Origin of the sequence: Corynebacterium sp. (genome assembly GCF_030532715.1) — a bacterium.
GTDB lineage: Bacteria > Actinomycetota > Actinomycetes > Mycobacteriales > Mycobacteriaceae > Corynebacterium.
Window position 1 is genome coordinate 25492 of sequence record NZ_JAUNKO010000004.1, and the last position, 24655, is coordinate 50146.

At 59.1% G+C, this 24655-nt stretch carries 29 protein-coding genes; 28 read left to right on the top strand and 1 reads right to left on the bottom strand.

Annotated features, from left to right (window positions below):
• Nucleotides 1–97 precede the first annotated feature (97 nt).
• Nucleotides 98–1045 carry a hypothetical protein gene (locus Q4D83_RS07040; protein WP_303174204.1) on the top strand — a complete coding sequence of 316 codons (948 nt, stop codon included), beginning with the start codon at nt 98–100 and terminating at the stop codon, nt 1043–1045.
• A gap of 18 nt (nt 1046–1063) precedes the next feature.
• Here Q4D83_RS07040 and Q4D83_RS07045 read toward each other — a convergent pair whose 3' ends face one another.
• Nucleotides 1064–2326, bottom strand: coding sequence for an alpha/beta hydrolase (locus Q4D83_RS07045; RefSeq protein ID WP_303174206.1), 1263 nt, complete (start codon nt 2324–2326; stop codon nt 1064–1066).
• 525 nt (nt 2327–2851) lie between these two features.
• Here Q4D83_RS07045 and rplN point away from each other — a divergent pair.
• The 27 genes from rplN to Q4D83_RS07180 all read left to right on the top strand — a co-directional run bounded on the left by rplN (nt 2852) and on the right by Q4D83_RS07180 (nt 24204).
• A complete protein-coding gene (gene rplN / locus Q4D83_RS07050; protein WP_303174208.1) occupies nt 2852–3220 on the top strand; it encodes a 50S ribosomal protein L14 in 369 nt (122 codons plus the stop codon).
• A complete protein-coding gene (rplX, locus tag Q4D83_RS07055) occupies nt 3220–3534 on the top strand; it encodes a 50S ribosomal protein L24 (RefSeq protein WP_303174210.1) in 315 nt (104 codons plus the stop codon). Before rplN ends, rplX begins: the two co-directional genes overlap by 1 nt.
• Nucleotides 3535–3536: 2 nt before the next feature.
• Nucleotides 3537–4109, top strand: a complete 573-nt coding sequence (gene rplE / locus Q4D83_RS07060) for a 50S ribosomal protein L5 (RefSeq protein WP_303174212.1) — start codon at nt 3537–3539, stop codon at nt 4107–4109.
• 96 nt (nt 4110–4205) lie between these two features.
• Entirely contained in the window at nt 4206–4679 is a 474-nt protein-coding gene (locus Q4D83_RS07065; RefSeq protein ID WP_303174214.1) for a GyrI-like domain-containing protein, read from the top strand.
• Nucleotides 4680–4872: 193 nt separating this feature from the next.
• Entirely contained in the window at nt 4873–5877 is a 1005-nt protein-coding gene (locus Q4D83_RS07070) for a substrate-binding domain-containing protein (protein WP_303174216.1), read from the top strand.
• Nucleotides 5874–6929 carry an ABC transporter permease gene (locus Q4D83_RS07075; protein WP_303174218.1) on the top strand — a complete coding sequence of 352 codons (1056 nt, stop codon included), beginning with the start codon at nt 5874–5876 and terminating at the stop codon, nt 6927–6929. Before Q4D83_RS07070 ends, Q4D83_RS07075 begins: the two co-directional genes overlap by 4 nt.
• Nucleotides 6926–7687 carry an ATP-binding cassette domain-containing protein gene (locus tag Q4D83_RS07080; RefSeq protein WP_303174708.1) on the top strand — a complete coding sequence of 254 codons (762 nt, stop codon included), beginning with the start codon at nt 6926–6928 and terminating at the stop codon, nt 7685–7687. The genes Q4D83_RS07075 and Q4D83_RS07080 overlap by 4 nt, the downstream gene beginning before the upstream one ends.
• 101 nt (nt 7688–7788) lie before the next feature.
• Nucleotides 7789–8571: a PTS sugar transporter subunit IIA gene (locus tag Q4D83_RS07085; RefSeq protein ID WP_303174220.1), complete on the top strand. Its 783-nt coding sequence runs from the start codon at nt 7789–7791 to the stop codon at nt 8569–8571.
• A 9-nt stretch (nt 8572–8580) separates the two neighbouring features.
• Nucleotides 8581–10116, top strand: a complete 1536-nt coding sequence (locus Q4D83_RS07090; protein WP_303174222.1) for a PTS ascorbate transporter subunit IIC — start codon at nt 8581–8583, stop codon at nt 10114–10116.
• A 262-nt stretch (nt 10117–10378) separates the two neighbouring features.
• Entirely contained in the window at nt 10379–10777 is a 399-nt protein-coding gene (gene rpsH, locus Q4D83_RS07095) for a 30S ribosomal protein S8 (RefSeq protein WP_303174224.1), read from the top strand.
• A gap of 17 nt (nt 10778–10794) precedes the next feature.
• On the top strand, nt 10795–11331 hold the full coding sequence (gene rplF, locus Q4D83_RS07100) for a 50S ribosomal protein L6 (RefSeq protein WP_303174226.1): 537 nt from the start codon (nt 10795–10797) through the stop codon (nt 11329–11331).
• The gene (gene rplR / locus Q4D83_RS07105; RefSeq protein ID WP_303174228.1) at nt 11331–11732 is read left to right on the top strand and encodes a 50S ribosomal protein L18; all 402 of its coding nucleotides are present in this window, start codon (nt 11331–11333) and stop codon (nt 11730–11732) included. Before rplF ends, rplR begins: the two co-directional genes overlap by 1 nt.
• A 37-nt stretch (nt 11733–11769) precedes the next feature.
• Nucleotides 11770–12399: a 30S ribosomal protein S5 gene (rpsE, locus tag Q4D83_RS07110; RefSeq protein WP_303174230.1), complete on the top strand. Its 630-nt coding sequence runs from the start codon at nt 11770–11772 to the stop codon at nt 12397–12399.
• A gap of 3 nt (nt 12400–12402) precedes the next feature.
• Nucleotides 12403–12588, top strand: a complete 186-nt coding sequence (gene rpmD, locus Q4D83_RS07115; protein WP_303174232.1) for a 50S ribosomal protein L30 — start codon at nt 12403–12405, stop codon at nt 12586–12588.
• Nucleotides 12589–12595: 7 nt separating this feature from the next.
• On the top strand, nt 12596–13042 hold the full coding sequence (rplO, locus tag Q4D83_RS07120; RefSeq protein WP_303174234.1) for a 50S ribosomal protein L15: 447 nt from the start codon (nt 12596–12598) through the stop codon (nt 13040–13042).
• A gap of 307 nt (nt 13043–13349) precedes the next feature.
• On the top strand, nt 13350–14672 hold the full coding sequence (gene secY, locus Q4D83_RS07125; RefSeq protein WP_303174237.1) for a preprotein translocase subunit SecY: 1323 nt from the start codon (nt 13350–13352) through the stop codon (nt 14670–14672).
• Entirely contained in the window at nt 14669–15214 is a 546-nt protein-coding gene (locus tag Q4D83_RS07130; RefSeq protein WP_303174239.1) for an adenylate kinase, read from the top strand. Before secY ends, Q4D83_RS07130 begins: the two co-directional genes overlap by 4 nt.
• Before the next feature lie 163 nt (nt 15215–15377).
• Complete coding sequence (gene map, locus Q4D83_RS07135; RefSeq protein ID WP_303174241.1) at nt 15378–16169, top strand: type I methionyl aminopeptidase; 792 nt, start codon at nt 15378–15380, stop codon at nt 16167–16169.
• 97 nt (nt 16170–16266) lie between these two features.
• On the top strand, nt 16267–16968 hold the full coding sequence (locus tag Q4D83_RS07140) for a L,D-transpeptidase (RefSeq protein ID WP_303174243.1): 702 nt from the start codon (nt 16267–16269) through the stop codon (nt 16966–16968).
• 278 nt (nt 16969–17246) lie between these two features.
• Entirely contained in the window at nt 17247–17468 is a 222-nt protein-coding gene (gene infA, locus Q4D83_RS07145; RefSeq protein WP_005519800.1) for a translation initiation factor IF-1, read from the top strand.
• A 191-nt stretch (nt 17469–17659) separates the two neighbouring features.
• Nucleotides 17660–18028, top strand: a complete 369-nt coding sequence (gene rpsM, locus Q4D83_RS07150) for a 30S ribosomal protein S13 (protein ID WP_020975609.1) — start codon at nt 17660–17662, stop codon at nt 18026–18028.
• 3 nt (nt 18029–18031) lie between these two features.
• A complete protein-coding gene (rpsK, locus tag Q4D83_RS07155; RefSeq protein ID WP_303174247.1) occupies nt 18032–18436 on the top strand; it encodes a 30S ribosomal protein S11 in 405 nt (134 codons plus the stop codon).
• Nucleotides 18437–18460: 24 nt separating this feature from the next.
• Complete coding sequence (gene rpsD, locus Q4D83_RS07160; RefSeq protein ID WP_146325345.1) at nt 18461–19066, top strand: 30S ribosomal protein S4; 606 nt, start codon at nt 18461–18463, stop codon at nt 19064–19066.
• 97 nt (nt 19067–19163) lie between these two features.
• A complete protein-coding gene (locus tag Q4D83_RS07165) occupies nt 19164–20180 on the top strand; it encodes a DNA-directed RNA polymerase subunit alpha (RefSeq protein WP_303174251.1) in 1017 nt (338 codons plus the stop codon).
• A 63-nt stretch (nt 20181–20243) separates the two neighbouring features.
• Nucleotides 20244–20753, top strand: coding sequence for a 50S ribosomal protein L17 (rplQ, locus tag Q4D83_RS07170; protein WP_303174253.1), 510 nt, complete (start codon nt 20244–20246; stop codon nt 20751–20753).
• Nucleotides 20754–20931: 178 nt separating this feature from the next.
• A complete protein-coding gene (locus Q4D83_RS07175) occupies nt 20932–21801 on the top strand; it encodes a tRNA pseudouridine(38-40) synthase TruA (protein WP_303174255.1) in 870 nt (289 codons plus the stop codon).
• Between the two features lie 102 nt (nt 21802–21903).
• Complete coding sequence (locus Q4D83_RS07180) at nt 21904–24204, top strand: DUF6541 family protein (protein ID WP_303174257.1); 2301 nt, start codon at nt 21904–21906, stop codon at nt 24202–24204.
• Nucleotides 24205–24655 lie beyond the last annotated feature (451 nt).

Here is a 24655-nt window from a genome sequence, read left to right on the forward strand (position 1 = left end):
GCTCTCCCCTTCGTGTGGGTTTTGTGGTCTACTCACTAGTATGCGTTCGTTTTCCCGGGTGCTTCGACCTGCCGTTTTCTTGATAATTTGTTGTTGTGTGTTTGCTCAAGCGGGGTGTTCTTTTACTGATCTCGAGCGGGATGAGGCTTCCCAGGTGCTTCAGGGAGAATTTGAGCAGGAGTTCGAAGCGTTGGGTTGGGCGGACAAGCCGAGTTACCGCAGGTTTTACTCCCCGTTTAGTTATCACATAGCTGTTGACGTTGGCTTGGGGAATGTTTCCCAGGGTAGGTTGCGTCAGGTGCGGGATATGTTGTTCGCGCAGCGCGAGCGGGCTGAAAAGAATAAGGTGCCGATGCAGTTCACAATCGTTGCTGAGATTAACGGTAGCGTGGTCAACCTTGATGAGCAGACCCCGACGAATATGCTTGACGCGATGCTGCCGCTGACCGGTGTGGGGGTGCGCGAGATGGGTATGAGTTCGCGGAACAACTGGGTAACCGTGTGTTCTGATACTGGCCCGTTGTGTGGTCCGGACGCCAGGCAGCGCCTGATGCAGCAAGCAACAATGATTTCTGCCGCGCTTACCGACGGCGCGGAGGAACTCGGACAGCAAAGCTTCCGCATCTACTTCGAAAACGGTAGTGAAACTCGGCCGTTAGACGTCAATGTTATTGTCTCCCAGGAGACACCTCTTGACGGTGAGGGTATGCGGGGGCTGCTGTTCCTGCATGATTCGTTGGTGGCTGCCTCCGCCCCAGCGACGATCGGCACGATGCATTATGTGGTCGGCCAGGGTGTGAGCTACCTGCACGTCTCCGCCCCTGCGGGGGAGTGGACGCCGGAACTTGAGGTTGGTATTGAGGCCCTCGTTGGCTTGGTCCGCGCGCATGGCGCGGCTGATTACGGCACTTACCCCGAAAGTCGCGGTCTGGCATTGCGGTTCGCCGACGTTTCTGAGCTTTTGCATGCGCAATTGTTGGGCTGTGGAGAGCCGTCCGAGATTCCGCAGGAGCAGCGGTTGCGGGAGTTGGTGGAGGAGTGCTGACCACGCGCGACTCCTAGGCTATTTTGCGTGCTCCACGAATTCTTTGAGGTCGTTCTTGCTCGGGTAGTTCGGTAGGGGTGCGCGCTCGTCGTTGAGGAAGGCGAGGATGCTTTGGAATGGTGCGTCTCGGCCGTCGTCGAATGTGCGGAGCACGTTGTGGCCAAAATTTTCGGCGTATTGGACGCGTTCCATGCTGGAGTAGGCAGTGATGAATGCGAGCTGGTCGCGGCGGTAGACGTACGAGCATTCCCCGAGCAGGAGCATTCCAGGCACCTTGGAGTGTTGGAAGGCTTCCATGTTGAATGGGTTGGTATCTGAGTTTGGGCTGGAATTCACGTAGGCGTTGACATACGGGTTGACGCGAATGCCGGCGACGGCGTCGGCTTCGTTGGGTGGGATCGGCTCGTCGGTGCAATACGAGTAGCGGTTCAGATCTAGAATTTCCCGCGGGTTCAATACGTTAAGCGCCTCTTCTTGGGGGAGGAATTCACTGTCGCGGGGTAGCATGAGCAAGCCCACGAGGAGGCGTGGTTTGAGCAATGCAAGTGGGATCTCTTCCACGGGTTTGCGCGGATTTTGTGGGTCGGAATTCGGGATATGTTCGTCGACGTATTGCGCGAACTCCGAGTACTTCTGGGGGATAACGCCCGGTTCGGAAAACACCACTTTGGTGAGGTGGGGAGCGATGCGATCGTCGGCAACCGCGCTCGCCGCGAGGGTACCGCCGTACGATTGGCCAACCAGGGCGATGTTGCTGGGGGTGGGGGACGCGGCGTCGATACGTGCGACTACTTCGGCGAGATCAGAAACGTTTCGTTCGTGCGAATATTCCGCAGGAGGGAGGAGGTCGCTGCGGCCCGTGCCTGCCTGGTCGTATAGGTACACCTCGAAGCCCTCTTGCGTGAAGCGCTGGAAAAACGATACGTGTGCTGCGGAAACAGAGGAGCCGGGCCCGCCGTGCAGGAACAGTATCGTTGCCTTGGGTGGGGCGTTTGTGGCAGCCGGTAGGTGGTAGTAGGCGAGTCGCTTACCCGTGGAAAGTTCCCAAAATTGCGTCGGCGCGGAAGCAAATACTTGTTCGTCGGGTGGGGTGGTGGGTGCCATCGGTAGGCAGAGAAACGCGCACAGGGCGGCAGGGATCAGCGCCACCAAGGCCACAAACGCGGCGCGTTGGCGTGACGGGCGGCGCCGATACAGCCACCAGCACAGTGCAACAGCGATGGCGGCGGTGAGGGCGAGGGCCAGCACGCCGCTGAACTTCCCCCGTGTGAGCAGCAGCATTGTAAAAAAGATCAGCAATGGGGCGAGGAATAGGCACAGGAACAAACAACAACGCTTAAGCCACGTGAGCATTGAAATCACCTCAGTACGGTCGGCGCTCTCAACATCGGCGTGTAAAAATAATGTTCTAAATAAAAGCGTATCAGTGTTGCGTTACGGGTGGGAAGGGGATCGCGCCGTTATTCGGAGGTCCGTAGCGGATCGCGCGGCTCATTCAGGGGTGTTTCGCTGCCGCCGTTGGGGAGGTTACTGGGGAGGTTACTCTGCGGGGAAACGCCAAGGTTGAGATGCAGCTGAGTTATTTGCGCCGGAAGCTGTGCGTATGTTTAAATACCACAGTTGCCTGTAGCAGGTCGGTCCACCGTGCGTTTCCGAGCGTGGGCCGAGACCCTCCGACACTTCCCACTAGTGCGGGGAGAGGTTCGGCGCCCAACGCGATTGGGGGTTGCGTGGCAGTGTTTGACATAGACCGCGCGTGTCAGGACGGAAATCTGGCTCGCATTATTCCAGGTCAGGAGACCCAAAGTGATTCAGCAGGAATCGCGTCTGAAGGTCGCCGATAATACTGGTGCACGTGAAATTCTGTGTATCCGTGTTCTTGGTGGCTCGACTCGACGCTTTGCCGGGATCGGCGATGTGATTGTCGCGACCGTGAAGGAAGCCACTCCGGGTGGCAACGTGAAGGCCGGCGAGATCGTCAAGGCCGTGATTGTGCGTGCGAAGAAGGAAACGCGTCGTCCGGACGGTTCCTACATCGCCTTCGATGAGAACGCAGCTGTGTTGATTAAGAATGACAATGAGCCGCGTGGCACCCGTATTTTCGGCCCAGTTGCTCGTGAGCTGCGTGAAAAGAAGTTCATGAAGATCGTTTCGCTGGCCCCGGAGGTAATCTAATGAAGATTCATAAGGGCGACATGGTGATCGTTATTTCCGGCCCGGACAAGGGTGCGAAGGGTAAGGTCATTGAGGCTTATCCGAAGCGTCAAAAGGTGCTGGTTGAAGGTGTGAACCAGATTAAGAAGCATGTTGCTAACTCGGCTCCGGAGCGCGGCGCGTCTTCCGGCGGCATTGTGACCCAGGAGGCGCCGATTCACGTGTCGAACGTGATGGTGCTTGATTCTGACGGCAACCCGACCCGCGTCGGCTACCGCTTTGATGAGAACGGCAAGAAGGTTCGCATCTCCCGCCGGAACGGGAAGGACATCTAATCATGAGCGAGAATTACACCCCGCGTTTGAAGACTCGCTACCGCGAGGAAATCCGCACCAAGCTGCAGGACGATTTCAAGTACGAAAACGTGATGCAGATTCCTGGCGTGACCAAGGTTGTTGTGAACATGGGTGTGGGCGCTGCTGCCCGCGATTCCAAGTTGATCAATGGCGCGTTGGAGGATCTCACCTTGATCACCGGCCAGAAGCCGGAGTTGCGTCGCGCGAAGAAGTCGATTGCTAACTTCAAGTTGCGTGAAGGTATGCCGATCGGTGCCCGCGTAACCATGCGCGGCGACCGGATGTGGGAGTTCCTGGACCGCCTGCTGACCGTTGCGCTGCCGCGTATCCGCGACTTCCGCGGCCTGTCCGACAAGCAGTTCGACGGCCACGGTAACTACACCTTCGGCCTGAACGAGCAGACCATGTTCTACGAGATTGACGTGGACAAGGTTGACCGTCCGCGCGGCATGGACATCACCATTGTGACCACCGCGACCAATGACGACGAAGGCCGCGCGCTGCTGCGCGAGCTGGGGTTCCCGTTCAAGGGCCCAGACGGCAAGAAGCTCTAAGCTAGCGCTTCTTCATACCCCTGCCTCCCGCCTGGGAGTGCAGGGGTTTTCTGTATACTCGGGGCCTTGGTGTCCAACGAGAAGGAGCGAGCTCCAATGTCAATTGTGGTATCCACCGATGTTATCGAGCCTATGACGATTGTCGCGTTGACCGGCACCGTTCCCACCTACGCCGATGAACCGCAGCTGTGGGAGCAGATCGCTCCCTTGGTGCTGGATATTCCTGTGTCGGGGCCGTATGTTTGCGGTGTCATTGAGCATGACAATCAATACCAGGTGCGGGACCCGAAGCTGTCCGTGTTTATTCCCGTTGCCGATGACACTACTGTTGCTCCGCCGCTGGAGGTGCACCGCTTTGCGGCTCGCGAGTGTCTTGTCGCCGAGATTCTTGGCCCATATTCACAAATACCCGCCGCTTATGAGGAGCTGGAATCCTATTTGGAAACTAATGGCCTTGCCCGCAGCTCCGAGGATTCATTGGCGGCAAAGGGTTTTAATTTGTATTTGAAAACCGCCGATCAAGTCGACGAATCGAAACTTCTTACGCGCGTGTGCCTGCCACTTGGCTAGCGCTGCGGAGAAGTGTTCGTGACGGGGTTCACGCGACCGTGCTGGAACAATAGTGCTGTTGTGTGGTTACAAAAGCTACCCTCGGGGCGGCGAGGAAACCCCTGCATAATGGCGCTGAATCGTTAAATGCGCAGGTCATTCGGTTTGACAGGGCACGCAACACTGCGTTGAATCGGTGGTCGTGTATAGGTTTTTGCGCTCTGTTCAATCCGCGAGATTCGCGGCCTTTCTTGTGGGTACCGCATTGGTGCTGGCTGGTTGCTCCTCTACTGGGGGAGCGCCACGCACCGACGCAGGCGGCGCAGGAGGCGCTGTAGGCGGTGGCGGCGTTGATACCCAGCGGAAGGTGGTGGCGATGATCAGCCACGGCGCACCCGGTGATACGTTTTGGGATCTTGTTCGAAAAGGCGCGGAAGACGCTGCGAACAAAAGCAATATCGAACTGAGATATTCTTCGGATCCGCAGGCGCCGAACCAAGCGAACCTCGTGCAGTCGGCGATCGACAGCAAGGTTGATGGCATCGCGGTTACCATGCCGAACGCGCAGGCGATTGGTCCGGTGGCGCAAAAAGCTGTGGATGCGGGCATACCTGTGGTGGGGCTCAACGCCGGCATGACCGAGTTTCAACGCTTTGGCATGCAGGGCTTTTTCGGCCAAGACGAGTCTGTTGCTGGTGAACTCGCGGGCAAACGCCTGTCGGAGGAAAGCGCGCAGAAGGTGCTGTGTGTTATCCACGAGCAGGGCAATTCCTCGCAGGAAGCACGCTGCGGGGGGATTGAAAAAGGTCTCGGAAAAAAGGTGGAAATCCTGTACGTGAACGGCCAGGATCTCACCAGCGTGCAAGCTACGGTGCAGACGAAACTCGCCCAAGATCCGAGTATCGATTGGATCATGAGTTTGGTCGCCCCGGTGGCGCTCACCAGCGTGCGTTCGGTGGAAGCTGCCGGGAGCGAGGCGAAGATCGCTACGTTTGACACCAACGGCGAGCTCGTGGATGCGATCAAAGCTGGCACCATCGAATGGGCTGTTGATCAGCAGCCTTATTTGCAGGGCTATCTCGCGGTGGATGCGCTGTGGCTGGATGTGCGTAATGGTTCTACCATTGGGGGCGGAAAACCGGTGTATACGGGCCCGTCGTTCGTCGACTCTGAGAACGTCGAACAGATTGCCGACGCCGCGAAGGCGGGCTTGCGATGACCACAACCACGATTACTTCCGCGGCGACCAATCACGGGCACGAGGATCGGCTTCCCACTCGGTCCACCTTTGACCAGATTATTCGCCGCCCAGAGCTTGCGAGTTTGCTCGGTGCGATCGCTATCTTTGTGTTGTTTATGGTAGTGGCCCCAGCGTTTCGGTCTTGGGATTCGGTGGCCACGGTGCTGTACACCGCATCGACGATGGGGATTGTCGCACTGGCGGTCGGTCTGCTCATGATTGGATCTGAGTTCGATCTTTCCTCAGGTGTCGCGGTAACTACCGCCGCCCTCGCTGCCACCATGCTGAATTACAACCTGCACCTCAACTCGTGGGTTGGCGCCGCTATCTCGCTGGCAATCGCACTTGCTATCGGCGCGCTCAACGGCTGGTTGGTTACCCGAACGGGTATTCCATCCTTTTTGATTACCTTGAGTGTGTTCCTGATGTTGCAAGGCCTGAACCTCGCCATCACAAAACTTGTGACCAACCAGGTGGCCACGCCCACGATCGCGGACATGGAGGGGTTTTACTCCGCCAATATGGTGTTTGCCAGCAACGTGAATGTGTTCGGCGTGCAGGTCCGTGTCACGGTGTTTTGGTGGATTCTCTTTGTCGTGCTCGCCTCGATCCTCCTGCACCGCACGCGGTTTGGTAACTGGGTTTTCGCGGTGGGTGGTGACGCCGACGCGGCCTACGCGGTGGGGGTTCCGGTGCGCCGTGTGAAGATCATCCTGTTTATGTTCGTGGGTTTCGCCGCCTGGTTTGTGGGCATGCACACTTTGTTTGCGTTTGATTCGATCCAGGCCGGACAGGGCGTGGGGAACGAGTTTTTGTATATCATTGCCGCCGTGATTGGTGGGTGCGCGCTCACGGGAGGGAAGGGCACCGCCGTGGGCACGGCCATCGGCGCCCTGATTTTCGGCATGACGAATCAGGGCATTGTGTATGCCGGGTGGAATCCGGATTGGTTTAAGTTTTTCCTCGGCGCGATGCTGCTGTTTGCGGTTGTGACGAATTTGTTTGTTGCGCGGTATACGGAGGCGCGCTGATGGCTATTGTTTCGTTGGTTGATGTTTCGAAGTCGTACGGTTCGTTTCGCGCGTTGTCCGATATAAATTTGGAGGTTGACGCGGGGGAGGTGCTGTGCGTGCTTGGGGATAATGGCGCCGGGAAGTCCACGCTGATTAAGGTCCTTGCGGGCTTGCATGCTCCCACCTCCGGCCAAGTGCTTATCGACGCCGCCCCCGCCACCCTCGATTCTCCTGCCGCGGCGTTGGAGGCGGGGATTGCCACGGTGTATCAAGATTTGGCTGTGGTGGGGCAGATGTCGGTGTGGCGGAATTTCTTTTTGGGCCAGGAGTTGACGGGCCGGTTCGGTTTGCTGCGCCGCGAGGAAATGCGTTCAATTACGCGCGATCAGTTGCATTCGATGGGTATTGATCTCGCCGATATTGATGTCCCGGTTTCCAGCTTGTCGGGCGGTCAACGTCAAGTGGTGGCGATCGCTCGCGCCATCTATTTTGGCGCTCGGGTGGTGATTTTGGACGAACCTACCGCCGCTTTGGGGGTGAAGCAATCCGGAATGGTGTTGCGTTTTATTGCCGCCGCTCGGGATCGTGGAACCGCGGTTGTATTGATCACTCACAATCCGCATCATGCGCATTTAGTTGGTGATCGATTTACCATTTTGAAGCTGGGGAAACAGGTCTTAACCGCAGGTAGGGACCAGGTTACGGTGGATGAACTAGCGCTGCAAATGGCGGGCGGCGGGGAGTTGGATGCGTTACAGCATGAATTAGCCCGTTGACGTGCCCGCGATACACAGCGTGCCAACTTTATTAAATTGTGACCAACACGGCGAACTATTGCGCTAGATAGTAATCCTCCTCTCTAATAGCATTCCTTTATATGACCTCATTATCTGAGCTGCTGGCCACTGATGCGATTGCTCTGGATGTGCAAGTGCGGAATTGGGAGGCGGCGATTCGGCTTGCCGGGCAACTCCTTGAGAGCACGGGCGCGGTGGAGCCGGAGTATACGGAGGCGATGCTGGACGTCGTCAAGGACAACGGGCCGTACATTGTTGTAGCCCCAGGGTTTGCGTTTGCACATGCGCGGCCGTCCCGCTCGGTGCACACGACGGCGATGTCCTGGGTGCGGCTCGCGGAACCCGTGGAGTTCGGCCACCCCAAAAACGACCCCGTCACGCTCGTGGTGGCGCTGGCAGCGAAGGATAGTACCGAGCATACGAAGGCCATGGCGCAGCTCGCCCGCCTGCTCAGCAAACCCGACACCAAAGCGCTTCTCGACGCCGCGATGACCGGCGACGACCTGCTGGAAATCCTCGGCAGGGAGCCGGTCGCCGCGACCGAGTCGGAAGTGGCGGACATTATCGACACCAAGCAGCGCAACAAAATCCTCACGGTGTGCGGTAACGGGTTGGGCACTTCCTTGTTCCTCAAAAACACTCTTGAGGAGGTGCTCAGCCGGTGGGGTTGGGCGCCCTATGTTTCCGTGGAGGCCACCGACACCATTTCCGCCAAAGGCAAGGCCCAAGAGGCGGACCTGATTCTCACCTCCGGCGAGATCGCCCACACGCTCGAAGGTGTTGGGGTGCCGGTGGCCGTCATCCACAATTTCACTGATCCATTCGAGGTGGACGCGGTGTTGCGTGACCTCTACGACGTCTAGGAGCCTAGCGTGGACGTAGTCATTTCCGTCTCCGAGTTCCTAGTCAATGAGATCTTGGCCGTGCCGGCCTTCCTCATTGGCTTGATTACGGCGGTGGGACTGGCCGCCATGAAGAAAACCTCCGGTCAGGTGATCGGTGGTGCATTGAAAGCCACGCTTGGCTTCCTGCTCATTGGCGCTGGGGCCACCCTCGTGGTTGCCTCCTTGGAGCCGCTGGGTGTGATGATCCAAGGCGCCACGGGCGCCCAGGGCGTGGTGCCTACCAACGAGGCAATCGCCGGCATCGCGCAGCAACAATACGGCGCGCAAGTCGCCTGGATGATGATCTTGGGGTTCGCCATCAGCCTCGTCCTCGCGCGGTTGACCCCACTGCGGTATGTGTTCCTCACCGGCCACCACGTGCTGTTTATGGCCACGATGCTCACCATCATCCTGGCTACAGCGGGCTACCACGCGTGGGTGGTGGTCGTGGGTGGCGGCGTGCTGCTGGGTATCTTGATGGTTTCCATGCCCGCCCTCGTGCACCCCTGGATGCGCCGGGTCACCGGTGACGATTCTATTGCCATGGGGCACTTCGGCTCGGCGGGTTACATTGCCGCTGGCGCGGTGGGTTCCCTGGTTGGCGGCCGCCGTGGCAACCGCCCCAGCCGTTCCACGGAGGAACTGAAACTGCCGGAAAGCCTGCGATTCCTGCGGGATTCCATGGTGGCCACCGCGCTGTCCATGGTGCTGATGTATGTGATCTTGGCGCTGGCCATGTTGTGGCGGGTGGGCAAACAGCAAGCCTTCGGCGCGTTTGAAGACGGCGCCTCCAGCGTAGGCAACTACCTCATGCAATCTGTTACCCAAGGCCTGCAATTCGGGGTGGCGGTGGCCGTGATCCTATTCGGTGTGCGCACCATCCTCGGCGAATTAGTGCCCGCCTTCCAGGGCATTGCCGCCAAAGTCGTGCCCGGCGCCATGCCCGCCTTGGACTGTCCGATCGTGTTTCCCTACGCCCAAAATGCGGTACTCATCGGCTTTATCTCTTCCTTCGTTGGGGGCTTGGTTGGCCTGCTCATTCTTTCCTCAGTATTAAGCCCCCAATTTGGCGTAGCGCTCATTTTGCCGGGCTTGGTGCCGCACTTCTTCACCGGTGGTGCCGCAGGTGTGTTCGGCAACGCCACCGGTGGGCGCAGGGGTGCTGTCTTCGGGGCGTTTACCAACGGGTTATTGATTACCTTTTTGCCGGCATTCCTGTTGGGTGTTCTTGGCACCTTCGGGAATGAAAACACCACCTTTGGGGATGCAGACTTCGGCTGGTTCGGCATCGCCGTGGGTGCTGCCGCGAAACTTGGCGGCATTGGGGGGTTTGCGCTGATCGCACTGGTCGGGGCCGTCGTCTTCGGGCTGGCTTTGATTGTGCAAAAGAAGATGGCGGGCAGCGTGGTCGCAGCGGTGGTGGCAACCACCACGGAAGTGCCTATCCCGGCACCCAATACCTTTCCGAAAATCGCGCCGCCAAAGGGTGCGCCCAAGCCGCCGGAGACGCTGGAATTGCACTAGGGGCGCGGGGAACGCGGCGTCGAAAAGAAAATATCTTGTGTGCTGGGCACTCGTCATGTAGGGTTGCCCAGTGGACCTGAACTAGGTCTATGTACTTTATTATTCCTACTTTGTTGTAGGCCCCCCGCCCTAGGGCGTCCACCTTTTTTCGGAGGCAGCGAGCCGCAGTGCTATTGAGTGCTGGTGGCGACGAGTGGCCGGTGACAGGTGATAACGCTGGGTGGGGAAGGAACCGCAACGAGAAAGGCGCCAAGGTCACCCTATGACCATGACTGATCCTATTGCCGACATGCTGTCGCGCGTGCGCAACGCAAACAATGCGTACCACGACACCGTGTCGATGCCCTCTTCGAAGCTGAAGGCGAACATCGCTGAGATTTTGAAGCAAGAGGGTTACATCGCTGACTACTCTGTTGAGGACGCCAAGGTTGGCAAGACCCTCAACATCACCCTGAAGTACGGCCCGACCCGTGAGCGTTCCATTGCTGGTGTGCGTCGCGTGTCCAAGCCGGGTCTGCGCGTGTATGCAAAATCCACCAACCTGCCGAAGGTGCTCGGCGGCTTAGGCGTGGCCATTATCTCCACGTCCCAGGGGCTGCTCACCGACCGTCAGGCTAACCAGAAGCGCGTGGGCGGCGAAGTCCTCGCCTACGTGTGGTAAGGGAGGACTGAGTACACATGTCGCGTATTGGTAAAAACCCGGTTGTTGTCCCCTCCGGTGTGGAAACGAAAATCGACGGCCAGACCGTCGACGTCAAGGGCCCCAAGGGTTCGCTTTCGTTCGAGGTTCCGGCCCCGATCGTGGTGAGCCAGGAGGGCAACGAGATCATCGTTACCCGCCCCGATGACAACCGCAAGAGCCGCGCCCTGCACGGTTTGTCCCGTTCGCTGATCAACAACATGGTTGTTGGTGTCACCGAAGGCTACACCATCAAGATGGAAATCTTCGGTGTTGGTTACCGTGTACAGGCAAAGGGCAAGAACCTGGAGTTCTCCCTTGGCTACAGCCACCCAGTTTTGATTGAGGCTCCGGAAGGCGTCACCTTTGCGGTTGACGGCACCACGAAGTTCTCCATCTCGGGTATCGACAAGCAGAAGGTCGGCCAGATCGCCGCTATCATCCGTCGCCTGCGGAAGGACGATCCTTACAAGGGTAAGGGCATCCGCTACGAGGGTGAGCAGATCCGCCGCAAGGTCGGAAAGACGGGTAAGTAATGAGCAACACCGCAGAGAACAAGCGTCTCCCAATCGGCAAGGACATCTCCACCCGTCGTCGTGTGGCGCGTGCCCGCCGCCACAGCCGCATCCGCAAGCACATGCGCGGTACTCCCGAGGCTCCGCGCCTGGTAGTGCACCGTACCTCCCGTCACATGCACGCCCAGGTCATCGACGATATTGCAGGCCACACCCTGGCCGCCGCCTCCACCATGGAAGCCGATATTCGCGCCATGGAAGGCGACAAGAAAGCTCGTGCCGCCAAGGTTGGCGAGCTTATTGCTGAGCGCGCCAAGGCCGCCGGCATCGAAGCAATCGTCTTTGACCGTGCAGGTTACAAGTACCACGGCCGCGTCGCCGCACTCGCCGACGCCGCCCGTGAAGGTGGTCTGAAGTTCTAATGATCACCGTCAACATCATCAACGGAAGGAACGCGTAATGCCGGGACGTGAACGGCGTGACGGCGGACGCTCCGCCGACAACAACAACGAAAACCGCAACGAGCGTCGGGGCCGTGGCCGCGACGACCGTCGCAACCAGCAGCAGGACGAGCGCTCGCAGTACATTGAGCGCGTAGTGACCATCAACCGTGTGTCCAAGGTGGTCAAGGGTGGTCGTCGCTTCAGCTTCACCGCACTTGTCATCGTTGGCGACGGCCAAGGCATGGTCGGCGTTGGCTACGGCAAGGCCAAGGAAGTTCCCGCCGCCATTCAAAAGGGTGCAGAAGAAGCACGCAAGAACTTCTTCCGTGTTCCCATGGTGGCTGGCACCATCACCCACCCCGTGCAGGGTGAAGCAGCGGCTGGCATCGTAATGATGCGCCCCGCAGCTCCCGGTACCGGTGTCATCGCCGGTGGCGCTGCCCGCCCCGTACTGGAATGCGCTGGCATCCAGGACATTCTTTGTAAATCCCTGGGCTCCGACAACGCCATCAACGTCGTCCACGCAACCGTGGCCGGCCTGAAGCAACTGGTCCGCCCAGAAGAGGTCGCAGCCCGCCGTGGCAAGACCCTCGAAGAGGTCGCCCCGGCTCGCATGCTGCGCGCACGCGCAGGGCAGGAGGCGTAAACCATGGCCCTGAAGATTACTCAAACCAAAGGCACTGTTGGTGCGAAGCGGAATCAGAAGGAATCGCTGCGCAGCCTCGGCCTGAAACGCATCCGCCACTCCGTGGTCCGCCCCGACACCCCCCAGGTGCGCGGCATGATCAACGTGGTGCGTCACATGGTCGTCGTTGAAGAAGTGGCGGGGGAGTAGGCACAACATGAGCGAACCAATTAAGCTCCACCACCTGCGCCCGGCACCGGGCGCGAACAAGCCCAAGACCCGCGTCGGTCGCGGTGAGGCTTCCAAGGGTAAAACCGCTGGTCGCGGTACCAAGGGTACGAAGGCCCGCAAGCAGGTTTCGGCCGCATTCGAGGGTGGCCAAATGCCGCTGCACATGCGTCTGCCGAAACTCAAGGGCTTCAAGAACCCCAACAAGGTTGTCTTCCAGGTAGTCAACGTAGCCGACCTGGAAAAGGCCTTCCCCAAGGGTGGCGACATCGCCATCGCCGACATCGTTGCTGCCGGGCTCGCCCGCAAAAAGCAACCGGTGAAGATCCTGGGCAACGGCGAGATCAAGGTTGCGGTAAACGTCACCGCCACCAAGTTCTCCCGTTCCGCCAAGGAAAAGATCGAAGCAGCCGGCGGCTCCATCACCGAAGCCTAACCTGCTGTCAAGCGCATCCCCTCGCGCCTGGATTTGCTCCAGGCCGGGGGTTTTCGCGTTGGTGGGGGAGGAGGGGCGTCGATACGTGGGGAAGCTGAAACCGTCGCACGCGCGGCGAAACAGTGAGGTGAGCCAACCTAAGGAGCCGCTGATGGGGACCAAGGTGGGCACGACAAGGGCGATGCTGCTAGGATTGTGCAGTCTATGAACTTGGGCGCGCCGGACGTGGTGCGCCGAACCTAACTAATCACACAACCTGCCCACTCGGGACTATTCACGGCACCTAAGTGGGTGGCCAGGAGGATATGTGTCCGCCTTAGTATCGGCATTTAAGGACGCTGATCTGCGCAAAAAGATCCTGTTTACGATCGCCATGATCGTGCTGTATCGGATCGGTGCCCAAATCCCGTCACCGGGCGTAGATTACGCGTCTATTAGTGGTCGTCTGCGGGAACTCACGCAAGACCAATCCAGTGTGTATTCGCTGATTAACCTGTTTTCTGGTGGCGCACTGCTGCAACTTTCAATCTTTGCCATCGGCATCATGCCGTACATCACGGCCTCCATTATCGTGCAATTGCTCACCGTGGTGATTCCGCACTTTGAAGAGCTGAAAAAGGAAGGCCAATCCGGCCAGTCCAAGATGATGCAATACACCCGGTACCTGACGGTTGGCCTCGCATTGCTGCAATCCGCAGGCATTGTGGCCCTGGCGGACCGCGGGCAATTGCTGGGCTCCGGCGTGGAAGTATTGCGCGCAGACCGTGGCGTGTTCGACCTGGTGGTGCTGGTACTTACCATGACCGCCGGCGCCGTGCTGGTCATGTGGATCGGCGAGCTGATGACAGAAAAGGGCATCGGCAACGGCATGTCCCTGCTGATTTTCGCGGGCATTGCCACCCGCTTGCCGTCCGACGGCGCGGGCATCCTCTCCAGCTCCGGCGGCGGCATCTTCGCCATGGTGCTGGTGGCAGTGATCATCCTCGTGGTGGGCGTGGTGTTTATTGAGCAAGGCCAACGCCGCATCCCCGTCCAATACGCCAAGCGTATGGTGGGCCGCCGCCAATACGGTGGCACCTCCACCTACCTGCCGTTGAAGGTGAACCAGGCGGGCGTGATCCCCGTGATCTTCGCTTCCTCGCTTATCTATGTGCCGGTGCTGATCACCCAGATTGTGCAGTCCGGGCAGACGCAAGTGAGTGATAACTGGTGGCAGCGGAACGTGATCCAGTTCCTGCAGACCCCCTCTTCGTGGCAGTACATTTTGCTGTACTTTGTGCTGATTATCTTCTTCTCGTACTTCTACGTATCCGTGCAGTACGACCCAGCTGAGCAGGCAGATAACATGAAAAAGTACGGTGGTTTCATTCCGGGCATTCGGCCGGGGCGACCTACCGCACAATATCTCGGATATGTGATGAATCGCCTCCTGTTCGTGGGCGCCCTGTACCTTGGAATTATCGCAGTGTTGCCGAACATTATGCTGGACCTGGGAGTGGGGACCACGAACGCTGGCTCGACCCCCTTCGGCGGTACCGCGATCCTGATTCTTGTTTCTGTGGCGCTGACCACGGTGAAGCAGATTGAGAGTCAGCTCCTGCAAAGTAACTATGAAGGGTTCCTCAAATGAGACTCGTCCTCCTTGGTCCCCCCGGTGCCGGCAAAGGCACCCAGGCCGCCATCCTCTCCGAGCGTCTGGGTGTGCCGCACATTTCCACCGGAGATCTATTCCGCGCCAACATCGGCGAGGGCACCCCGTTGGGAATCGAAGCCAAACAGTACATCGACGCTGGCAAACTTGTTCCAACCGACGTGACCGCACGGATGGTGGAATCTCGCCTCGAGGAGGCGGACGCTGCCAACGGTTTCCTGTTGGACGGATTTCCGCGCACCGTTGAGCAAGCGGAATTGCTGGAAGGCATCCTAGCCAAGCACGGCCACACGTTGGACGGCGTTGTGGAATACCGAGTTTCTGAAGACGTGGTGGTGGGACGCATGCTTTCTCGCGGGCGGGCCGACGATAACGAGGAAACCATTCGGACTCGGCTTGGCGTGTACCGCGACGAGACTGCGCCCCTGATCGGACACTATGGTGACCAGCTGATCACCATCGAAGCCGAAGGTACGGTCGCGGAAATCCTCGAACGAACCCTTGCGGCGCTCGACGCCTAATACGCACACATAGTCGCCTCGTTGCCCGGTGCGGGTGGCGGGGTGATTTTTTGGTTGGCCAGCCGGCGGCTTTGGTGCTGCGATCGCACTGCGTCTAGCATGAGTCCACGTTGCGTGCACAATTGGTGCACTGAGAATAGGAAAGTTGAACAAGGGTAGCGTTATGGGCTTTCGCTCAAAGAAGAAGATCGCGGCGAAAACTCCAGCAGAGTTGGATGCGATGCAGGCGGCGGGGGAAATCGTAGGAAAGGCCCTCCAAGCGGTGCGGGCCGCGGCAGGGCCCGGGGTGACCACGTTGGATCTCGACGCCGTGGCTGAAGACATCATTCGCAGCGCCGGCGGCGTCCCCACCTTCTTGGGGTATGAGGGGTTCCCGGCATCTATTTGCGCATCCGTGAATGAGGTGATTGTGCATGGCATCCCCAGCGCGGATACGGTGCTGAAACCCGGCGACCTCGTGTCCATCGACTGCGGCGTGACCTTTGAAGGTTGGGTTGGTGATTCCGCTTGGACTTTCGGCATTGGTGAGCTCGACGCCGAGACCCAGGCCCTCAATGAAGCCACCGAGTGGGTCCTATACGAGGGGCTGAAGGCAATGATCCCGGGTAACCGGCTCACGGATGTTTCCCACGCACTGGAAATGGCGACGCGTCAAGCGGAGAAGCGCTTTGGTGTGGCACTTGGCATTGTGGAAGGTTACGGCGGCCATGGCATCGGCCGAACGATGCATGAAGATCCATTCCTCGCGAACGAGGGACGTGGCGGGCGGGGCCCGATCATTCAGGAAGGCAGCGTGCTGGCCATCGAACCTATGCTCACGCTTGGCACGACTGATTCCGCCGTGCTTGACGACGACTGGACCGTGGTCACCCTCGATGGATCCTGGTCGTCCCATTGGGAGCACACCGTCGCTGCCACAGCACACGGCCCGCGGATCTTGACGCCGCGCACCTAGCGTGCCCCCTCACTACACACCCAATAGGTAAGTAATTACTGTGAAAAAACGCGCAAATACTTAACTAAATGAGTGGTTTGGTATAGGCTATCTAACCATGTTCTATAAACCACGTCATGCAAAGCCTTCGGCAGCTAAGATCCGCACCGCAGCGTGCGCCTCGTCAGGCGTTGCGATGGTCGGGTTAATTTCCAATCCGGCGCTCGCCGGCGCGAACCCGCTGTCCGCCTCCGTCGCCGGATCCAGTGATGCCGTGAACCAAGGCATGCGGCAATCCGCTTGGGATGCCCGCAACGCGGTGCACCAGGGAGTCTCGGGGCTTCCCCCGCAGATGGCTGATGCTGCACGTGGTTCGGTGGACAACGTTGTCAACGGGGCGTTCCCCGGCTTGATCCAGGAGCGTACCGCCCCAGCTCCCGCCGCGCCGGTGGCGAACCCCGGTTTTGATACGGGTTCGTGCCCGCCAGCTGCCCGCGCGTGTATTGACCTCGCGGGTCAGCGCACCTGGCTGCAACGCAATGGTCAAGTTTCATACGGGGCGGTCCCGATGTCTTCTGGTGCTCAAGGTTGGGAGACCCCGCGCGGCACGCACCACGTGACGCGTAAAGTGCAAAACGAGATCAGCCGCGAATTCAACAACGCCCCCATGCCGTTCTCGGTGTATTTCACCAACAATGGCATTGCGTTCCATGAGGGTGACGTGAATCTGCTGTCTCATGGTTGTATTCACCTCAATCACAACGACGCGGTCACCTACTTCAATGACCTGCAGGTCGGCGACATGGTGTACGTCTACTAGGACGCTGAAGTTTCGGCGGCTGGGCGCGTGAGTTTTTCTTGCGCCTGGCCGCATTCGCATGTTCGGGGCTTAATTTCAAGTCCGTGCGTGGTTTTCCGTAACGCACAATGAAGCCAGAATGTGAGTTTCTTAGGTGGCGTGTGGCAGCTCACGCCTCGACCATTTGGGAAACACGCAGGTGGCGTGTAGGGTTACTAGTTGGTGTGAGCTGTGTACAGTCGCACCAGCGTAGCATATGACACCCATCCGGCAGTCTGAGCCGGGGAAAAGCAGAGGATATGGCTAAAAAGGAAGGCGCAATCGAGGTTGAGGGACGCATTGTTGAGCCCTTGCCAAATGCAATGTTCCGTGTCGAGCTTGACAACGGTCATAAGGTTCTTGCGCACATCAGTGGCAAGATGCGCCAGCACTACATCCGTATCCTCCCCGAGGATCGCGTCGTTGTGGAGCTGTCTCCGTACGACCTGACTCGAGGTCGCATCGTCTACCGCTACAAGTAGAACTTTCAAGCCTCCTTATTCTAGGCAGACTTTCCCGTTGCGGGTTGAGTCTGTTTTCTTCACCTTCGGCATCGGTGGCTGAAGCCTCGTGGAACCGCGATCCACCGTCCGGCATCCGCCCGGGCAAAGCATCGTCTGGCGGGGACGAATAAGGAGAAAACCACCGTAACAACCGGAAAGGACACTGCCACATGGCACGCCTTGCTGGAGTTGACCTGCCGCGCAACAAGCGCATGGAGGTCGCTCTCACTTACATCTATGGCATCGGCCCAGCCCGTGCCGCCAAGCTGCTGGAAGAGACCGGCATCTCTCCTGACCTGCGCACCGATAACCTCACCGATGAGCAGATCGCTGCTCTGCGTGACGTGATCGAAGCTACCTGGAAGGTGGAAGGCGACCTGCGCCGCCAGGTCCAGGCCGATATTCGTCGCAAGATCGAAATCGGTTGCTACCAGGGTCTGCGCCACCGCCGCGGCCTGCCTGTTCGTGGCCAGCGCACCAAGACCAATGCGCGTACGCGTAAGGGTCCGAAGAAGACGATCGCCGGAAAGAAGAAGTAATCCATGCCTCCTAAAGCACGCTCTGGCGCGCGCCGCACTGGCCGCCGCGTCGTAAAAAAGAATGTGGCACATGGTGCCGCTTACATTAAGTCCACGTTTAACAACACCATCGTGTCGATCACCGATCCGCACGGTGCCGTGATTTCTTGGGCATCCTCCGGCCACGTTGGCTTCAAGGGTTCCCGCAAGTCCACCCCGTTCGCTGCGCAGATGGCCGCCGAAAACGCTGCCCGCAAGGCGATGGAGCATGGCATGAAGAAGGTTGACGTCTACGTCAAGGGTCCGGGCTCGGGCCGCGAAACCGCTATCCGTTCCCTCTCGGCCGCTGGCCTTGAGGTTGGCACGATCAACGATGTGACTCCGCAGCCGCACAACGGTTGCCGTCCGCCGAAGCGTCGCCGCGTCTAGCAGGGAAAGGAAAGGTTACTCATCATGGCTCGTTATACTGGCCCCGCAACCCGTAAGTCCCGCCGCCTCCGCGTCGACCTCGTCGGCGGAGATGTGGCGTTTGAACGTCGCCCGTACCCCCCGGGGCAGGCCGGCCGCGCCCGCATCAAGGAATCCGAGTACTTGCTGCAGCTGCAGGAAAAGCAGAAGGCACGCTTCACCTACGGCGTCATGGAAAAGCAATTCCGCCGCTACTACGCTGAAGCTAATCGACGCCCCGGCAAGACCGGCGAAAACCTGGTCATCCTGCTCGAGTCCCGTCTGGACAACGTGGTCTATCGCGCTGGTCTGGCTCGCACGCGCCGCCAGGCACGCCAGCTTGTCTCCCACGGTCACTTCACCGTCAACGGCAAGAAGGTAAACGTTCCTTCCTTCCAGGTTTCCCAGTACGACATCATTGACGTGCGTGAGAAGTCCCGGAAGATGCTGTGGTTCGAAGAGGCACAAGAAAACCTCGTCGACGCCATCGTCCCGGCCTGGTTGCAGGTCGTTCCATCCACCCTGCGCATCCTCGTGCACCAGTTGCCCGAGCGCGCCCAGATCGACGTTCCGCTGCAAGAGCAGCTCATCGTCGAGTTCTACTCGAAGTAATTTCGCTGCTGTTTTTGCAACAGCAGTAAGGAATCTTCAATTCATCCGTTGCCAATAGACGTCATATAGCGGGCGTCATTGAAGGAGAACGAATCCCATGCTCATTTCCCAGCGTCCTATCCTGAACGAGGAGTACGTCGGCCCGGCTCGCTCCCGGTTCACCATCGAACCGCTCGAACCTGGTTTCGGCTACACCCTGGGTAATTCCTTGCGTCGTACGCTGCTGTCCTCCATCCCGGGGGCCGCAGTTACCAGCGTCAAAATTGACGGTGTGCTGCACGAATTCACCACCATTAACGGTGTGAAGGAAGATGTCTCGGACATCATCCTGAACATTAAGGGCCTGGTGCTTTCCTCCACTTCCGACGAGCCGGTGGTCATGTACCTCCGCAAAGAAGGAGAGGGCGTTGTCACCGCTGGTGACATTGAAGTGCCCGCCGATGTGGAGATCCACAACCCGGATATGCACATCGCAACGCTCAATGAGCAGGGCAGCCTCAATATCGAATTGGTCGTCGAACGCGGTCGCGGTTACGTGCCCGCCACCATGTACGGCGGTGCCGGGGAAATCGGCCGCATTCCGGTGGATCAGATTTATTCTCCAGTGCTGAAGGTGAGCTACAAGGTGGAAGCTACTCGTGTCGAGCAGCGCACCGACTTTGACAAGCTCATCATTGATATTGAGACCAAGAATTCGATCTCCGCTCGTGACGCCATGGCATCTGCTGGCAAAACCCTCGTCGAGCTGTTCGGCCTCGCACGCGAGCTGAACTCCGCCGCTGAAGGCATTGAGATCGGCCCCTCTCCGCAGGAGACCGAGCACATCGCCGCCTACAGCACCCCGATTGAGGACCTGAACTTCTCCGTTCGTTCCTACAATTGCTTGAAGCGCCAGGAAATCCACACCGTTGGCGAACTCGCTGAATGCAATGAGTCCGACCTGCTGGATATCCGCAACTTCGGCCAGAAGTCCATTGATGAGGTCAAAATCAAGCTCGCTGGCTTGGGCCTGACCTTGAAGGACGCTCCCGAAGATTTTGACCCCACCACCTTGGAGGGGTACGACGCGGAAACCGGTGACTTCATCGACCTCGACGCGGAAGATTCCGAGTAGAAAGCACTCATGGTAGGGCCTTGAGCCCACCGCGCTCACATATTCGTACACGAGGAGTACATCATGCCTAAGCCCAAGAAGGGCCCCCGGCTCGGCGGTTCTGCCAGCCACCAGAAGAAGATTCTTTCGAACCTGGCTGCGCAACTGATCGAGCACGGCGCTATTAAAACCACGGACACCAAGGCGAAGTTGCTGCGTCCGTACGTGGAAAAGCTCATTACCAAGGCCAAGGCAGGTACGCTTGCCGATCGCCGCAATGTGCTCAAGCGCATCCCCAACAAGACTGTTGTCGCGCACCTGTTCAATGAACTTGCGCCGAAGTTTGAGGGCCGCGAGGGTGGCTACACCCGCATCATCAAGCTGGAAAACCGGAAGGGCGACAACGCCCCCATGTCTCAAATCGCGCTCGTTCTCGAGCCGACCGTGAGCACCGAAGCAACCCGTACTGCTCGGGCTGCCGCTGCCAAGAAGGCTGAAGAAGCCAAGGCTGAAGAGGTCAAGGTCGAAGAGACTGAGGCTGAGGAAACCAAAGCTGAGGAAACCAAAGCCGAGGAGACCACTGAGGAAAAATAACCTTTAGCTAGGTACTCCGCGTGCACCCGCAGATCCGATTTCGGCTGCGGGTGTTGCGTTTTGAGGGGCCATGTTTGTTCGCATCGGTACCGGTGGATTCTCATCATCCAGCGCTGGAACTCACCCGCAACCTGCAAATGAATTGGCCTCAAAGGAAAGGTTAGTAGAATTGGTCGACGTGACTGATACTCTTCGCCTACGGCTGGATTTGTCCTACGATGGGACTGATTTTCACGGTTGGGCTAGCCAGACCCAAGTACGGCCAGAGGGTGGGGAGCCGTTGCGTACGGTCCAGGGGACGCTGGAATCCACATTGGCCATGATCTTGCGCACTGATGTGCGTTTGACGGTGGCGGGGCGGACGGACGCCGGAGTGCATGCGGCCTTTCAGGTGGCGCATTGCGACGTTCCGGCGGCGTCGTTAAGCCAGCGCAGTATTGAGGGGGACCCGCGGCGGTTGGTTCGAAGGTTGGCGAAGGTGCTGCCGGAGGACGTGCGAGTGCGGGAGATTTCGGTAGCCCCACCGGGGTTTGACGCGCGCTTCTCGGCGTTGCGTAGGCATTATCTATATCGGGTGACCACGCATCCGCGGGGTGCGTTGCCGACGCGGGCGCGGGATACGACGCACTGGCCGAAGCCGGTCGACGTCGCGGTGATGCAGGCGGAGGCGGATTCCTTGCGCGGTTTGCACGATTTCGCGGCGTTTTGCAAACACCGGCCGAATGCGACCACGGTGCGGAATTTGGAGGTGTTTTCGTGGGAAGATAAGTCCACGGACCTCGAACCGCAGCTATATGAGGCGCACGTGTGTGCGGACGCGTTTTGTTGGTCGATGGTGCGTTCGCTTGTCGGCGCGTGTTTGGCGGTGGGGGAGGGACGCCGCAGCCTGGGATTCGCGGCAGAGTTGTTGCAGCACCGTGTGCGTTCTTCCGCGGTTCCGGTGGCGGCGGCAAAGGGTTTATCGTTGGTTGGCGTGGACTATCCTGCGGACGAGTTTTTGGCGGAACGGGCTACGGTTACGCGAAATGTGCGTACCTTGGAAGGTTGACCACAATAATCTGGGCTAACTAAATTTTTAGGTCGGCATGGCATAGGGTTGAGGAAGCCTTTTGGCGCTGGTGTGTATCAGGTGAGGAGTTGGTAAGCCGAGATGGAAATCTATGGCGCGGCGATGGTAGCGGTTGCGGTGTTTACCGTTCCCGGTTTCCTGCTGTCCTGGGTTTCTGGGTTGAAGGCTCCGTGGGCTGCGGCGGCTTCGGTACCCGTAAGCTTCGGGGTGTTTGGGTTTGCCGCGTGGTTGTACGGGATGACCCAATACTCCTTTACCGGTTCGTCGGTATTGCTGGTGTTTGCGGTTGCGCTGCTCTTGGCTGGCGCGTGGCGGGGCGCATTTTTCGCCTATCGACGCCGCGCCCAACGCGCCGCGAAGCACCCTCCAGAACCCGATCCTGATCCAAAGAAACCGCTGGTTGTGGCGCCGAAGCCGAGATTTTGGGAGCCGTGGCGGGAAGGCAGCATTATTGACCCCCGCTGGGTATTGCCTGGCCTGGGGGCGATTGTGGCCGCCTGGATGTTGATGGCGCGTTCCTTGGGGTTGCTTGCGGAAACTCGCTACGGCATGGACAACATCTACCAAGGCTGGGACGTGCATTGGCACGCCAGCGTCATTCGGTTCATCCTTGAAACGGGTGTTGCGTCCCCGACCCGCATGGGCGAGCTGCAAAATTTGGAAAGCCTCGCGCCGCTGTACTATCCCTCCGCCTGGCACGCGGGTGCTTACTTGGTGGCGGAGTACGCCGGAATCTCGCCGATTGCCGCAACGAACATCACTGCCATTGTGTTGCCTGCGTTGGCGCTGCCGCTGTCGGTGGGGCTGCTGGCGTGGCGCATTTTAAACAATCGGGGACTGTCCGCGCAGATGGCGGCGGGATTGGCCGCGATTGCTTCCTACGGCAGCCCGGTGCTGTATTGGATTGGGCATTATGTGGGCGCGTGGCCGTACGTAGCGGCGGTGGCCATGACTGGCATCGTGCTCGCGTTGTTTATGTCTGTCCCGGCGGTGAAAATCCGGGCGTTCGCCGCGGCGGTGGCGTTTATCGGCATGGTGCAAACACACCCCTCGGCCGCCACCATTGTAGTTTTGGGGTTGGCGTGCTGGTGGTTGTTGTGGCTGGTGTGGGTGCCATCCAAGCGTCCCACGAGCGGCAAGCAGCACCTGTGGTATCGGCTCGCGGATCTGGGCATGCTGGCCGGTGCCGGCATTGTCGCCCTCGGCGTGTTTCTGCCACAGCTGTTGGCTGGCGCGGGCCAGAGCGAAGAAGTGAAGTCGTTTACGGCAACGGAAAACGTTTCCCGGGACCAGTCGTGGTGGATGGCCATCGAAATGATGACTCGGCACACCGACGAGGTGCCGAACCCCACCTGGGTGCTGTGGTTTGCGGGGGCGGGCGCAATCTTGGCTTTGCTGTGGCGCCGCAACCTGTGGCTACCCGCGTGTTACGCGTTGAGCGTGTGGATTACCGTCAATTCGCTGCGCCCGTTTGAAAAACCCTGGGGCGAGTGGTTGGAATCCGTCGGTGCGCTGCACTACAACACGGCCCACAGGTTGATTATGCCGGTGGCCATGATCACCTTTGCGTACGTCGGTGTAGCTATTGCTGTGACGCTGCGCCTAGTGCTGCTGGGCACCGTGAAACGCTACCAGCAGCTCTCCATTACGCTGTCCGTGATTGGCGCGCTGATCGCTGGGTGGTCGCTGGCGCAGCGGGTCGCGGTAGACCTCCACGATGGCACCGAGTGGGCGATCGTGTCCGCCCGCGACGGGCGCATGGTGAGCGAAACAGACCTGAAAGCGTACCGATGGTTGGCGCGGCAACCACACGCCTATGAAGGGCTGATTTTGTCCAACCCGGCGGAAGGCTCGGGCTGGGCGTATCCGTACAACAACCTTCCCATGCTGTTTCCGCACTACCTGTGGCCCTCCACGGGGCTGAGCTCGGCGACGAACATGGTGTACTGGCACCCCGATAAGTTGGGCATGGGCGCTAACGGTGACGCCGACGAACTCAACCTTGCGGACGAGGCTGCCCGCAGGCTGAACATCGGCTATATCATCGTTTCGCCCCCCAGTTTCTGGGCCTTCCAAGAGCCGCTGCTTCCCATGGAGCAAGGGCTGTGGAGCACCGCGGGCGTTACTCCGGTGTACAAGGACCGGCACGTGGTGATTTTCGCCGTGAATGACCGGTTTACGGATGCTCAGCTTGATCAAATGCGCACGCGCGGCAACTCGCCGGAGCGGCTTCCGGAACTGCGGACGAAGGGGCTGGCTGGCAAGGCCCTCACCCCAGAGGAATTCGACCAGCCTTACTATCATCGGCCTACCAAGCCTCCGTCGGTGCCACTGAAGCTGGAGGACATTAACGATCACTGGGTGGCGCACCCGGCGAATTAGCCTGAGCTTGGCCCTGTGCCGCGAGCAAGCCCCCTTGGCGCTGTTCAAGGGGGCTTGTTCAGTGTGGTGCTACCGGGAGGTGCTAGCAGTCGTCGACCCACCAGCAGTCCCCCCAGCCGAAGGAGCCGAGGTTCCAAGATAAGTTGTAGAAAGCCGTGTCGAACCAAGAGAGCATTGCTGGGACCTTTCCTCGATGTCGCGCCAGCCAAACGGGCAGGCTGAGCCCATTGTCTCCCCCTTATTTAGTTTGGTTCAAGGGTGTGGAAAACCTCAATGTGCTACGGTACAATCGCGGAGGCTGCGGAATGCATGCCGCGTGAGTAGGGAATATGCTGTGTCGAAACCGCAAAAAAACGGCATGGCGCAACCTGAAATTTTCCCCTAATTGGGGGTAGTTTGGGGAGGGAATTTACTGTTTTCCGGCGGGAATTTTGCGGTTTTGCCAAAAAAT

What these genes read in the sequence shown, in the direction of transcription:
- Q4D83_RS07045 (WP_303174206.1), bottom strand. Translation starts at nt 2,326, where the DNA reads ATGCTGCTGCTCACACGGGGGAAGTTCAGCGGCGTGCTGGCCCTCGCC.
- rplX (WP_303174210.1), top strand. Translation starts at nt 3,220, where the DNA reads ATGAAGATTCATAAGGGCGACATGGTGATCGTTATTTCCGGCCCGGAC.
- rplE (WP_303174212.1), top strand. Translation starts at nt 3,537, where the DNA reads ATGAGCGAGAATTACACCCCGCGTTTGAAGACTCGCTACCGCGAGGAA.
- Q4D83_RS07065 (WP_303174214.1), top strand. Translation starts at nt 4,206, where the DNA reads ATGTCAATTGTGGTATCCACCGATGTTATCGAGCCTATGACGATTGTC.
- Q4D83_RS07075 (WP_303174218.1), top strand. Translation starts at nt 5,874, where the DNA reads ATGACCACAACCACGATTACTTCCGCGGCGACCAATCACGGGCACGAG.
- Q4D83_RS07085 (WP_303174220.1), top strand. Translation starts at nt 7,789, where the DNA reads ATGACCTCATTATCTGAGCTGCTGGCCACTGATGCGATTGCTCTGGAT.
- rpsH (WP_303174224.1), top strand. Translation starts at nt 10,379, where the DNA reads ATGACCATGACTGATCCTATTGCCGACATGCTGTCGCGCGTGCGCAAC.
- rplF (WP_303174226.1), top strand. Translation starts at nt 10,795, where the DNA reads ATGTCGCGTATTGGTAAAAACCCGGTTGTTGTCCCCTCCGGTGTGGAA.
- rplR (WP_303174228.1), top strand. Translation starts at nt 11,331, where the DNA reads ATGAGCAACACCGCAGAGAACAAGCGTCTCCCAATCGGCAAGGACATC.
- rpsE (WP_303174230.1), top strand. Translation starts at nt 11,770, where the DNA reads ATGCCGGGACGTGAACGGCGTGACGGCGGACGCTCCGCCGACAACAAC.
- rpmD (WP_303174232.1), top strand. Translation starts at nt 12,403, where the DNA reads ATGGCCCTGAAGATTACTCAAACCAAAGGCACTGTTGGTGCGAAGCGG.
- rplO (WP_303174234.1), top strand. Translation starts at nt 12,596, where the DNA reads ATGAGCGAACCAATTAAGCTCCACCACCTGCGCCCGGCACCGGGCGCG.
- Q4D83_RS07130 (WP_303174239.1), top strand. Translation starts at nt 14,669, where the DNA reads ATGAGACTCGTCCTCCTTGGTCCCCCCGGTGCCGGCAAAGGCACCCAG.
- map (WP_303174241.1), top strand. Translation starts at nt 15,378, where the DNA reads ATGGGCTTTCGCTCAAAGAAGAAGATCGCGGCGAAAACTCCAGCAGAG.
- Q4D83_RS07140 (WP_303174243.1), top strand. Translation starts at nt 16,267, where the DNA reads ATGTTCTATAAACCACGTCATGCAAAGCCTTCGGCAGCTAAGATCCGC.
- infA (WP_005519800.1), top strand. Translation starts at nt 17,247, where the DNA reads ATGGCTAAAAAGGAAGGCGCAATCGAGGTTGAGGGACGCATTGTTGAG.
- rpsM (WP_020975609.1), top strand. Translation starts at nt 17,660, where the DNA reads ATGGCACGCCTTGCTGGAGTTGACCTGCCGCGCAACAAGCGCATGGAG.
- rpsK (WP_303174247.1), top strand. Translation starts at nt 18,032, where the DNA reads ATGCCTCCTAAAGCACGCTCTGGCGCGCGCCGCACTGGCCGCCGCGTC.
- rpsD (WP_146325345.1), top strand. Translation starts at nt 18,461, where the DNA reads ATGGCTCGTTATACTGGCCCCGCAACCCGTAAGTCCCGCCGCCTCCGC.
- Q4D83_RS07165 (WP_303174251.1), top strand. Translation starts at nt 19,164, where the DNA reads ATGCTCATTTCCCAGCGTCCTATCCTGAACGAGGAGTACGTCGGCCCG.
- rplQ (WP_303174253.1), top strand. Translation starts at nt 20,244, where the DNA reads ATGCCTAAGCCCAAGAAGGGCCCCCGGCTCGGCGGTTCTGCCAGCCAC.
- Q4D83_RS07180 (WP_303174257.1), top strand. Translation starts at nt 21,904, where the DNA reads ATGGAAATCTATGGCGCGGCGATGGTAGCGGTTGCGGTGTTTACCGTT.